The following is an 11,807-nucleotide window of genomic DNA, read 5'->3' as shown; positions in this document are numbered from 1 at the left end:
TACTCGGCCACCTTGGCCCGTAGGCGCTCCACTGGGGGGCGACGGTAAAACAAGAGGAGTGACTGGCATGATCCATCACGTAGTGGGGCTATTCACCCACCCTGACCAAGAATGGAAAGAAATTCGTGGCGACCAGGAGGAAAGCATCAGCCACATGTACCTGACCCACACGCTCATCCTGGCGGCCATCCCGGCGGTGTCGGCGTTTATCGGTACCACACAGGTCGGCTGGGTCATCGGCAATCGAGCGCCGGTGATGCTGACGACAGAGAGTGCGCTATGGATGACGATCATGTCGTACCTGGCGATGCTCGGCGGCGTTGCGGTGATGGGCGCGTTCATCCACTGGATGGCCCGTACCTATGATGCCAACCCGAGCCTGGCCCGCTGCGTCGCGTTTGCGACCTATACCGCGACGCCACTGTTCATTGGCGGCCTGGCGGCACTGTACCCGCACATGTGGCTGGGGATGATCGTCGGCACCGCGGCCATCTGCTACACGGTGTACCTGCTCTATGTCGGGCTACCGACGTTCATGAACATTCCGTCGGACGAAGGTTTTCTGTTTTCAAGTTCGGTGCTCGCCGTAGGCCTGGTGGTGCTGGTGGCCATCATGGCGTTCACCGTGATTGTCTGGGGACTCGGCGTGGGGCCGGTCTATACCAACTGACAAGGCTGTTTACCTAATAACCAGATCTGCCAACACAGGCCGCCACCAGGCGGCCTTTTAACGTGTTCAGGATAGTGAGCGGCGGTGACCATTCGGCGCTTGGACGATTCGCAAGTCCCGAGGGTTGCGGCATACTCGACGTCTCTGGAGATCCATCAAGCATGCCCGAGCACCTCAATACCCGCGTCGAAGACTGTTTCCAACAAGCTGAATTTTTTTTCAAACGACCTTTCAAACGCCCCGTGGTGAGCCTCAAGCTGCGCGGGCAAAAAGCCGGTGTCGCGCACTTGCACGAGAACATGCTGCGTTTCAATCCGCAGTTGTACCGGGAAAATACCGAAGATTTTCTTAAACAGACCGTGGCCCACGAGGTGGCCCATCTGATCGCCCATCAGTTGTTCGGCGACCGCATCCAGCCCCATGGCGAAGAGTGGCAATTGATCATGCGTGGCGTGTACGAACTGCCACCCAATCGCTGCCATACCTATGACGTCAAACGCCGCAGGGTGACCCGCTATATCTACAAATGCCCCTGCGCCGACAGCGACTTTGCGTTTTCGGCGCAGCGCCATGGGCTGGTGCGGCAAGGGCGGCGGTATTTGTGTCGGCGCTGCCGGAGCACCTTGGTGTTCAGTGGGGAAATGCGGGTCGAGTAATGGGGTATGCGGTGTTTGGGCCGGCCTCATCGCGGGCAAGCCCGCTCCCACAGTGACCGGCGTCGTTCACGAGTCTTGCGCTCAAAATCAATACCTGTGGGAGCGGGCTTGCCCGCGATGAGGCCAGTACAGCCGCTAGAGAATCACCCTGGCACGCCGCAACTCTTCAATCCGCTCCGCGCCATACCCCAACTCCCCCAACACCTGATCGGTATGCTCACCCAGCGCCGCGCCGATATGTCGCGGCTCGGGCAAACCGTCCGAAAACTTCAACGGACAGGCCATCTGCGGTTGGGTCGAGCCGTCGGTGCGCGGCACTTCAGTGACCAACTGCCGCGAGCGCAATTGAGGATGCCGAACCGCTTCGCCCAGATTCAATACCGGTTCGACACAGGCATCGAGCTCTGCAAACAGCGCGCACAATTCGGCAAAGTCATGTTTTTCGAATTCAATCTTCAGCGCATTTTTGAGCGCCTTTTGCTGCGCCGGTTCAGGCGACAATCCCAAGGTCGCCAGCTCCTCCAGCCCCAACGCCGTACACAGTTGTTTCATGAACGGCGGCTCCAGGCTACCCACCGATAACCAGCGGCCGTCGCGGGAACGGTAATAGTCGTAGAAGCTGCCACCATTGAGCATCTGGTCCTCCCAGTGCGGCTCCGCGCCACAGGCCAGGTAGCCGGCGCCAGCCATGGCGTTCAGACTGAACACGCAATCGGTCATGCTCACATCCAGATATTGTCCTGATCCGCTTTGTTGACGGGCGATCACCGCTGCCAACAGGCCTATCACCCCGTGCAAAGAGCCACCGGCGACATCCGCCACTTGCATGCCCAAGGGCAAGGGCCCGCTGTCGGCGCGACCGGTGTAACTGGCCAGCCCTGCCAGCGCCAGGTAATTGATGTCATGGCCGGCGCGGTCCTTGTAAGGGCCGGTCTGACCGTAACCGGTGATCGACACGTAAATCAGTTTCGGATTGATCGCCTTAAGGGCTTCATAACCCAGGCCCAGACGCTCCATCACGCCGGGGCGGAACTGCTCCAGCACGATGTCGTAGTCCTGCAGCAACTGCTTGATCACCTCCAGCGCTTCAGGCTGCTTGAGGTCCAGCGCCAGGCTGCGCTTGTTGCGATTGAGGTAGGCGTGGCTGGCCGAGACACCCTGGTCATGGGGCGGCAGCACCCGCAGCAAATCCATGCGGCTCGGCGATTCGATACGCAACACCTCGGCGCCCATGTCCGCCAGCAATAACGAGGCAAACGGCCCTGGCAACAATGTAGAGAAATCCAGAACCTTGAGTGATGCCAATGGACCGAGCATGGGTCTTCTCCGTAAACGATACCCCCAGACTAGGCAGCCATCGGCATTGCGGCAATCACCTTTTGCGTCAGTTGCGCTGACCGTTGCGCTCAAATCGCCGCCCACAAAAAACCCGCCGAAGCGGGTTTTTCGTTGCAGCCTGAGTAACAGTGAAGCGAGCGTTACTTGACGCCGTTCGGGGTTGGGCCTTCGGCCACGCCCAGGTCATCTTCTTCACGCTCGTCGGCGATACCGCGACCACCGGAAGCCAGTTCGGCTTGCATCACATCGACATCCAGTTCCTTGACCCATTTGGCCACTACCAGGGTAGCCACGGCATTGCCCACCAGGTTGGTCAGGGCACGGGCTTCGGACATGAAGCGGTCGATACCCAGGATCAGCGCCAGGCCGGCAACCGGCAGATGGCCGACCGCAGACAGGGTCGCCGCCAGCACGATAAAACCACTGCCGGTCACGCCCGCCGCGCCTTTGGAGGACAGCAGCAATACCACCAGCAGCGTGATCTGGTGAGTGATATCCATGTGCGTGTCGGTGGCCTGAGCAATAAATACCGCCGCCATGGTCAGGTAGATCGCAGTACCGTCGAGGTTGAACGAGTAACCGGTCGGGATCACCAGACCGACCACGGATTTCTGCGCGCCCAGACGTTCCATCTTGATCAGCATGCGTGGCAGTACCGATTCCGAGGAGGAAGTCCCCAGCACGATCAGCAGCTCTTCACGGATGTAACGGATCACTTTCAGCACGCTGAAGCCATGCGCGCGAGCGATACCGCCCAACACCACCAGGACGAACAGCAGGCAAGTGATGTAGAAGCAGGCCATCAACTGACCCAGTTGCACCAGCGAGCCGACACCGTAGGCACCGATGGTGAACGCCATGGCACCGAAGGCACCGATTGGCGCGAGCTTCATGATCATGTTGATGATGTTGAACATCACGTGGGCGAAGCGATCGATGAAGTCCAGGATCGGCTTGCCGTAAGCACCCAGCCGATGCAGGGCGAAGCCGAAGATCACGGAGAACATCAGCACTTGCAGGATGTCACCCGTGGCGAACGCGCCGACGATGGTGGACGGAATGACATTCAGGAGGAAGCCCACCACGCTTTGATCGGCACCGGCGGCTACATACTGCGCGACTTTGGAGGCATCCAGCGTGGTGACGTCGATGTGCATGCCGGCACCGGGCTGCACGATATTGACCACCACCAGACCGACCAGCAATGCGATGGTCGAAACGATTTCGAAGTACAACAGCGCGTAACCGCCGGTCTTGCCGACCGACTTCATGTTCTGCATGCCGGCGATACCGCTGACAACGGTGCAGAAAATGATAGGCGCGATGATCATTTTGATCAGTTTGATGAACCCGTCACCCAGCGGTTTGAGGGCTACACCCGTCTGGGGGTAGAAGTGACCCAGCAGGATGCCGATGGCGATAGCAACGATCACCTGGAAATACAGGGATTTATACAGTGGCTGACGAGTCGTCATTGCAAAGTTCCTCAAGAGCGTCCCGCGACAACCTCCATCTGTTGTCGACGACACCTCATTTGCGAACCCTCCTGCACTGGAGGGATTTGTTTTGTCGAGCTGCGCAACGGCAGGCATCTGCTGGTTGTATCGCAAAGCCCGTGCCACCTTCGGCGAAATCCCCGCAAGCCTTTCGACATCAAGGGTTACAGGTTTTTCCTGGACACTGAACAATCACAGCAACGTGGCGGATTCCCGCCAATCGGTCAAATCGCGTCCTGCAATTTGGCGGTTATCCGCCTTGTTGATCTCCCGTGCGCCCGGCTACCATCCGCTGCTCACTGGAAGGACCTGCCTCTATGCGCGAACGCACCATCGCCAGTCATTTCGCCCGCGCTGCTCTGGGAGGGGCGCGCCGGCGTGGGTACGACTATTCGAACCTGCTGCAGCGATTGGGGATCAGCGCCGAATGGCTCGACGAGCCGCGTGCCCGCATCGCGCCCGAGCAGTTCACCCGGTTGATCCAGGGATTGTGGCTGGCACTGGACGACGAGTACCTGGGTTTCGGGTCGGCCCCGAGCAAACCAGGCAGCTTCGCGATGATGTGCCATGCGGTGATCCACTGCCGCAGCCTGGAAAGCGCGCTCAATCGCGGCTTATTGTTTTATAGCTTATTCCCCGGGGCTCCGCGCCTGAGCCTGACCCGCGAAGACGAATGGGTGCGCCTGAGCCTCGACGATGCGCAGCTGTGGGACCCGGACCATTTCCTCAGCGAAAGCCTGCTGATGATCTGGCATCGGTTTGGCAGCTGGATGATCGGCCAGCGCATTCGTCTGGAGCAGGCAACCTTCAGCTATCCAGGGCCCGAACACAGCGCGGAATACGATTTGCTGTTTGCATGCCCGCTGCAGTTCAAGGCGGCGCAGAGCAGCCTGCTGTTTCACAGCCGCTACCTGAGCCTGCCACTGTTGCAGGACGAGCGAACGCTCAAGCGTTTCCTCGAACGGTCCCCGGCCGACCTGTTGTCGCGCCCGGATGACGGCGACAGCCTGAGTAGCCAGCTGCGGCGTCTGCTCAGCCGCGACAGTTCATGCTGGCCTGACCTGGAATCGGTGGCGGCGCACCTGCACATCAGCCCGCAAACGCTGCGTCGGCATTTGCGTGAAGAGGGTTCGAGCTTCCAGGAACTCAAAGACCAATTGCGCCGGGACATTGCGATTTATCACTTGGGGCGTGCGGATCTGTCGTTGCAACAGATTGCCGAGCAGCTGGGGTTTTCCGAACCTTCGGCGTTTCACCGGGCGTTCAAGAAGTGGACGGGATTGACGCCGGGGGCCTACCGCGCCCGGGAGAACTGAGCTCCGGGGCCAGGCTCTAGGGTGAACTCACTGGCCCGAAAGAACCCTGCATGACTCAGGTCAAACCACCGGAATTTGAATCCGGAACGCCGCCCCGCCCAGGGGTGAATCATCCAGGGTGAGCTTCGCGCCGTAGCTTTCGATGATGTCCTTGACCACCGCCAGGCCTATGCCCTGCCCCGGATGCTGGCGATCCAGGCGTTCGCCGCGCTGCAGAATCCGCGCGCGCTGATCCGGCGGCACCCCGGGGCCGTCATCCTCGACGCACAACTCGATCCCGTCCAGGATCGCGCGCGCGCTGATGCGCACTTCGCCGAGACACAGGCGATAGGCGTTTTCCAGCAGATTGCCCAACATCTCCAGCAAGGCGCCCTGCTCGATCGGCACATAACACGGCTCCGACAGATCGATGGTCACCCGCACCTGCTTGTCGCGATAAACCTTGTCCAGCGTGTCGCACAGGCTCTGCAATACCGGACGCAAGCGCACCTGATGTCGCACAAGCCCGCTTTTGCGCAGGCTGGCGCGCTGTAGCTGGTAACCGATCTGCTGGCTCATGCGCTCGATCTGGGTTTGCAGGACCCAGGCCTGATCGCGATCCGCCGGCCGCAGGGCCATGTCCTCGCTGACGCCTTGCAGCACTGTCAGCGGGGTTTTCAGGCTGTGGGCCAGATCATCCAGGGAATCGCGATAGCGGCTGCGCTGTTCGCGCTCGCCGTGCAGCAAACGGTTCAGGGAACCGGTCAGGCGCAGCAATTCGCTAGGGTGTTGCTCGCTGAGGCTATCGCGGGTGCCGCTTTCGATCTCGTCCAGTTCCTGACTCAGCCGGCGCAACGCCTGCAAGCCCCAGGTCAGACCGATCCACAGCAACGCCAGCAACACCAGCAAGGCCGCGCCGAAGCCCAGGTAAAGGTTTTCCCGCAGGCCTTTGAGGGTGATTTCGTAGTCGCGCAGCGGTTGCAGCGCGACAAAACTGAACGCCGCACTTTTGCCGCCGAGCAGTTTGACTTCGACGTCATAGACGAAGAATTCCTGGCCATTGTCTTCGCGAATCCTCGCGAACTCGTTACCGCGTCCGTCGTAACGCGGTGTGTAATTGATGTTCTCTTCGAGGGTGTCTTTCGAGCGCCAGACCAGGCGACCTTCACGGTTGTAGATGTAACCGAGCAAACGGCCGTCGGCCAGGTTGAAGCGCTCGTCGGGCAATTGTGTCGGCATCTGCAAGCGGTTGTTCTCTACCCGTGCGGCGGAGATCAACGTGGTGACGTCCGACGCCAGGCGCTGCTCGATGGCGTCCTGCAATGCCAGGCTGAACGCGCCCTGCATCGCCGGCAGCAACGCGAGCATGAACAATACCGCCAGGGTCGTGGCGGCGAGCATCAGTCGAATTCGAAGAGAACTGATCAAGTGCAGCGCTCATTGAACAGATAACCACGGCCACGCACGGTATCGATCGGTTTGAAACAGGCCGGTCCCTCCAGTTTTCGGCGCAGACGGCCGACCAGCACTTCGATCACGTTCGGATCGCGCTCGTCGTCGTCCGGATACAACTGCTCCATCAAGCGGTCCTTGGGCACCGCCTGTTGGTGATGGAGCATCAGGTACTCGAGAATCCGGTATTCGAACGCAGTCAGCGCCAGCGGCTGACCATCGAGGGACGCCTGCTTGCGATTGAGGTCCAGCAGCAACGGCCCGGCAACAATCGTCGACTGGGTGAACCCGCTGGAGCGACGGAGCAAGGCATTCAGCCGGGCTTCCAGTTCTTCGAACTGGAACGGTTTGACCACATAGTCGTCGGCGCCGGCCGCAAGGCCTTCGACCTTGTCCTGCCAGTTGCCGCGTGCGGTGAGGATCAGTATCGGAAAGGTCTTGCCCTGCGAGCGCAGTTGACGGATCAGGTCCAGCCCGCCCATGCCCGGCAAGCCGAGATCGATCACCGCCAGGTCATGGTTGAATTGCCCGGTCTGATACAGCGCCTCGGTGGCGTTGGCCACGGACTCGACCACATGGCCGCTATCCGTCAGGCGGGTTTGCAGGTGATGGCGCAACAGCGCTTCATCTTCGACGACCAGCAGTTTCATAACGCCCTCCCGGGCCAATCAACATCTTGAGGCACGAACGGCGCACCTCGATGACTGACAGGGCGACGCCGGATCAGCCTCCTGGGTTGATCCGGTACCGGCCTGTCGCGAACGCTTTTTAGAAAGCGTAATTAGCGGAAACGTAGGCCTGGGAACTGCTGTTCATGCCCAGCGAACCCTGTTTGCTGCCGCTGTGGTCGCGCATCTCGGTGCCGGCATTGGTGCGCAGGTAACGGTAACCCAGTTCAACCGACGTGTTTCGCGAAAGCTGTTGCAAAACACCCGCCTGCGCACCGTAGGTGTAACCGACGTTGGTGTCGCGGCTGAAGCCTGTCGCTTCCAGACTCGCTTTGGTCAACCCCGCCGAGACGCCGCCGAACAGCTTGGTGCTGCCACCGCCCGGGTAGAAAAGATCGTAGCTGCCCAGCAGGTTTTCCTGACGCATTTTAATGCCATTGTGCGACCCCGACACATTGTCGTAAGTGGCGTAGTAGCGGCCCTGGCTGTTTTGCCGACCCAGGCGCACGCCCCAGGTATTATCCTTGTCGATCACGCCGTTGGCATTCGGCCGGTCGAGGTTATCGCTCAAGGCGCGGGACTTTTTGACCTTGTCGCTGGTCTGTCCATAAGTAAGGCCGGCGAAATTGTCGTCGGAGGCGAACGCTGCCGTGCTCGCGCCCATTACGGTGAGTGCCAGAAGCAGTTTTTTGAATCCAGTCATGGGTGAAACTCCTAGTGAGTGACATGTTGTTTGGCTACGAGGCAAGATTACCGACCCCGCCCTGAACGCCCCCTGAACACGCACTTAACCTGAGCTGAACCAGATCCACACCCAGTGTGGGAGCAAGCCTGCTCGCGAATGGCTCACCGCGGTTTTACGCCAGGACTACCCAGCACCCGGGCAACCCGGCAAAATGCCGACATGAATCGCGCCCCTGCCCTACCCGCCTGCTGCACCCCACTCGATGCCGATTGGCCGCTACCCTTGGTGCTGCCCGATACGGTCCTGTTGGGCACTCACTTCAATACCGCGCAATTGGCCAGCGATGATTTTCAACGCAGTGCCATCGAGCCGCCGGCCAGCATCCAGCGCTCGGTCGCCAAGCGCCAGGCGGAGTTTCTCGCCGGACGGGTCTGCGCTCGGGCGGCATTGCAAGCCTTGGAAGGACTGGACTTTATCCCGGCCATCGGTGAAGACCGGGCACCGGTGTGGCCGTCACATATCACTGGCTCGATCACCCACAGCACCGGCCGGGCGGCGGCGATCGTCGCGAAGAAAAGCCACTGGCGCGGGCTGGGCATGGACCTGGAAAACCTGCTCGACCCTGACCGGGCCGAACGCCTGGCCGGCGAAATCCTGACCGCGCCGGAGTTGCAGCGTATGAACGCAGGCCGTCGGGATCAGCTGGCGCTGCTGGTGACGCTGACGTTTTCGGTGAAGGAAAGTGTGTTCAAGGCGCTGTACCCGATCGTTCAGCAGCGGTTCTATTTTGAACATGCTGAAGTGCTGGAGTGGAGCGAGAAGGGTGAAGTGCGCGTGCGATTGCTCACAGACCTGTCCAGCGAATGGCGCAATGGCACTGAGCTGGATGCGCAGTTTGGGGTGATGGATGGGCAGTTGTTGAGTCTGGTCAGTATCAAGGCCTGAGGTTTTCGGTGTTTGGGACGGCCTCATCGCGGGCAAGCCCGCTCCCACACGATCTTTGCTGCGCCTGCGATCCCTGTGGGAGCGGGCTTGCCCGCGATGAGGCCCTGACAGACAACTACGATCTCAACGCTTCTCCTGATTCCGCGGCCAACTCAAACTGAAACACGCCCCACCCAGGCTCTTGCTCTTGCTGATCAACGCCCGGCCACCATGCCAATGGATGATCCGTCGCACGATGGACAACCCCAACCCATGCCCGCCCGAGGCACGGGTGCGGCTGTCATCGAGGCGCAGGAACGGGGTGAAGATCTTCTCCCACGACGATTCCGGCACGCCCGGCCCGTCATCCTCGACATCCACCCGACAGCGCTGCTGACCCACCTGATAGCTGACCGTCACCCGCGATTGAGCGTGGCGCATGGCGTTGCTCACCAGATTCTGCAACGCCCGGTGCAGGTAGCGCGGCTCGGCCTCGACCCAGGCGTCGTCGCAATCGGCGGCCGACAGGCACAGGCCGCGCCGCACCGTGACTTCAGCTCGCAGCGGGGCCAGTTCCTCGATCACCTGATTGACCAAGGCATCCAGGTCGATGCGCTGGAAGTTCAACGCCGGCGAGCCCTGCTCCAGGCGTGCATAAGTCAGCATCTCGTCCACCAGTCGATCGAGATCCTCGATGTCATGGTCCATGCCCTCGCGGTACTTCTCCAGCGCTTGCGGGGTAGTGGCCGAACCGATCATCTCCAGGCCAAAACGCAGGCGTGCCACCGGTGTGCGCAACTCATGGGACACCGCGCGTACCAGTTCCCGCTGAATCGCCAACAACTGTTGCAAGTGCTCGGCCATGCCGTTGAACGCCGAGGCCAGGCGCCCTACCGAGTCCGCACCGCGTGCCGGCACCCGGGTTTCCAGGCTGCCCTTGGCGATGCGCGTGGCCGCGGCTTCCAGGCCACGCAAGCGGCGCTCCAGCTGACGCACCAATAAATAGACGATCAAACCGATCAGACTCAAGCCGAGGGCCGCGATCAGCACCAGCCACTCCGGGGGGTAAGGATTCATCTGGTACAGCGGACCGATTTCCAATACCCAGGGCGTACCAACCATGCCGGCGAACACCCGGATCGAATCGCCGCCCTTGCCCAGGGCCATCACCGTATCGCCTTCGGCCACCCGGCGACTCTGGTCTTCGTCCATGTCGGCCTGGTCGACCGTGACCAGTTGCAGATCAAAGCCGAAGCCCTTCTCTTCCTTTAATTGCGCCAGACGCCTGGGCTGCTCGGCCACCGGGACGCGCACCAGTTCATCCGCCAGCAGGTAAATAGTCGCACGCGCCAATTGCTCGCTGATCTGCTGCACCTCGCCCGTCAGTACCAGCTGCTCCTTGTCACTGACCAGGCGGTAAACCTTCGCCGCGTGCGGGCCGGTCTGCTCCACCAGCGCCTGACCGCGCAGCACGCGGGTGCGTTGCGTGAGATCGAGGTCGGTCTGGTCGAAGGTTTTCAACGCCAGGGGAATCCCGAGCAGTCGCTCCCACACCAACAGGGTTCGGTGGCGCTCCGTCGGGTTCATCGGCTGCAGATTGTCGGCCATCAGTGCAAACGTGCCGTGGGCCAGGCGTTCACGGTATTGCTCGCTGCGCACCTGATTGAGCAGGTGCAGGGCCAGTACGCCCAGTACCGCCACCAGAATCAACGCCGCGCACATGCCACCGTAAATGCGCAGGAAGATCGAATTCACAGGGTGCAGGCCTCTGGAACGAACAAATAGCCTTTGCTGCGGATGGTCTTGATCAGCCGCGGATGCTCCGGATCGTCGCCAATCTTGGGGCGAATGCGCGAGATGCGCACGTCGATGGAGCGATCCTGGCCGTCATAGCCGATGCCACGCAACGCGGTGAATATTTCTTCCCGGGACAGGATGCGCCCGGCATTGGCCACCAGCAGCCAGAGCAGGTCGAACTCGGCGCTGGTCAGCTCGATGCCGTGGTCATTGAGCCAGGCTTCGCGTAACGCGTTGTCCACCACCAACGGACCGAATTGCAGGCGCCGAAGCTTTTCCGGGGTGGCTTCGGGTACTTCACTGCGCCGCAGCAAGGCCTGGATGCGCGCCAGCAGCAACCGAGGGCGAACCGGTTTGCAGACATAATCGTCGGCCCCCAGGTCCAGGCCCAGAATTTGATCGGTGTCGTCGCTGCGAGCCGTGAGCATCAGGATCGGGCCATCAAAACGCTCCCGGACCTTGCGGCAGATGCTCAGGCCATCCTCGCCCGGCAGCATCAGGTCGAGGATCACCAGATCCGGCTGCTCATCGATGATGCGGGCCGCGGCCAGGGCGCCATTGCCCTCGATCGACACACGCAGACCGTTGGCCTCGAGGTATTCGCGGGTCAATTCGGCCAGACGCTGGTCGTCCTCCACAATCAATATCTGCCAGGCTTCTTGCTCCACAGTGACCTCTGCTTGCCAACAACACGTAATAGGAAAGAATCCGCCCGTCTTTTTGTAATGACCAGCGGGGATAAGAATGCGTATGCAGTGGTCGATGGTATAAACGCCACTCGTCGAGAACACAAGCCGGCAAATGCGTTCGGTCATGCCGGTTTTTT

General features: G+C 60.8%; 11 protein-coding genes. 4 read left to right on the top strand and 7 right to left on the bottom strand.

What is annotated here, in order from left to right:
• The first annotated feature begins 67 nt into the window (after positions 1-67).
• On the top strand, positions 68-670 hold the full coding sequence (locus ACA062_RS06295; protein ID WP_017340184.1) for a Yip1 family protein: 603 nt from the start codon (positions 68-70) through the stop codon (positions 668-670).
• 161 nt (positions 671-831) lie between these two features.
• On the top strand, positions 832-1,326 hold the full coding sequence (locus ACA062_RS06290) for a SprT family zinc-dependent metalloprotease (RefSeq protein ID WP_497455648.1): 495 nt from the start codon (positions 832-834) through the stop codon (positions 1,324-1,326).
• Positions 1,327-1,461: 135 nt separating this feature from the next.
• Here the strand turns inward: ACA062_RS06290 and ACA062_RS06285 are convergent, their stop codons facing one another.
• Positions 1,462-2,643, bottom strand: coding sequence for a CaiB/BaiF CoA transferase family protein (locus tag ACA062_RS06285; protein WP_497455647.1), 1,182 nt, complete (start codon positions 2,641-2,643; stop codon positions 1,462-1,464).
• A gap of 161 nt (positions 2,644-2,804) precedes the next feature.
• Complete coding sequence (locus tag ACA062_RS06280) at positions 2,805-4,139, bottom strand: dicarboxylate/amino acid:cation symporter (protein WP_497455646.1); 1,335 nt, start codon at positions 4,137-4,139, stop codon at positions 2,805-2,807.
• A 338-nt stretch (positions 4,140-4,477) separates the two neighbouring features.
• On the opposite strand from ACA062_RS06280, the gene ACA062_RS06275 reads away from it, so the two are divergent.
• Positions 4,478-5,476, top strand: a complete 999-nt coding sequence (locus ACA062_RS06275) for an AraC family transcriptional regulator (protein ID WP_497455645.1) — start codon at positions 4,478-4,480, stop codon at positions 5,474-5,476.
• A 60-nt stretch (positions 5,477-5,536) separates the two neighbouring features.
• Here ACA062_RS06275 and ACA062_RS06270 read toward each other — a convergent pair whose 3' ends face one another.
• The 3 genes from ACA062_RS06270 to ACA062_RS06260 form a co-directional block, all read right to left on the bottom strand.
• Positions 5,537-6,883, bottom strand: coding sequence for an ATP-binding protein (locus tag ACA062_RS06270; RefSeq protein ID WP_497455644.1), 1,347 nt, complete (start codon positions 6,881-6,883; stop codon positions 5,537-5,539).
• Positions 6,880-7,557, bottom strand: coding sequence for a response regulator (locus tag ACA062_RS06265; RefSeq protein ID WP_497455643.1), 678 nt, complete (start codon positions 7,555-7,557; stop codon positions 6,880-6,882). The genes ACA062_RS06270 and ACA062_RS06265 overlap by 4 nt, the downstream gene beginning before the upstream one ends.
• Positions 7,558-7,675: 118 nt before the next feature.
• Entirely contained in the window at positions 7,676-8,278 is a 603-nt protein-coding gene (locus ACA062_RS06260; protein ID WP_497455642.1) for a hypothetical protein, read from the bottom strand.
• A gap of 201 nt (positions 8,279-8,479) precedes the next feature.
• Between ACA062_RS06260 and ACA062_RS06255 the strand changes: the two genes are divergently transcribed.
• The gene (locus ACA062_RS06255) at positions 8,480-9,205 is read left to right on the top strand and encodes a 4'-phosphopantetheinyl transferase family protein (protein ID WP_497455641.1); all 726 of its coding nucleotides are present in this window, start codon (positions 8,480-8,482) and stop codon (positions 9,203-9,205) included.
• Positions 9,206-9,328: 123 nt separating this feature from the next.
• On the opposite strand, the gene ACA062_RS06250 is transcribed toward ACA062_RS06255, so the two are convergent.
• Together ACA062_RS06250 and ACA062_RS06245 are read right to left on the bottom strand one after the other, a co-directional pair.
• The gene (locus ACA062_RS06250) at positions 9,329-10,939 is read right to left on the bottom strand and encodes an ATP-binding protein (RefSeq protein ID WP_497455640.1); all 1,611 of its coding nucleotides are present in this window, start codon (positions 10,937-10,939) and stop codon (positions 9,329-9,331) included.
• Positions 10,936-11,649, bottom strand: a complete 714-nt coding sequence (locus ACA062_RS06245) for a response regulator (RefSeq protein ID WP_497455639.1) — start codon at positions 11,647-11,649, stop codon at positions 10,936-10,938. Before ACA062_RS06245 ends, ACA062_RS06250 begins: the two co-directional genes overlap by 4 nt.
• Between the last annotated feature and the right edge of the window lie 158 nt (positions 11,650-11,807).

Source organism: Pseudomonas sp. LBUM1679, from assembly GCF_059695565.1.
This window is presented reverse-complemented; position numbering and strand designations above follow the sequence as displayed.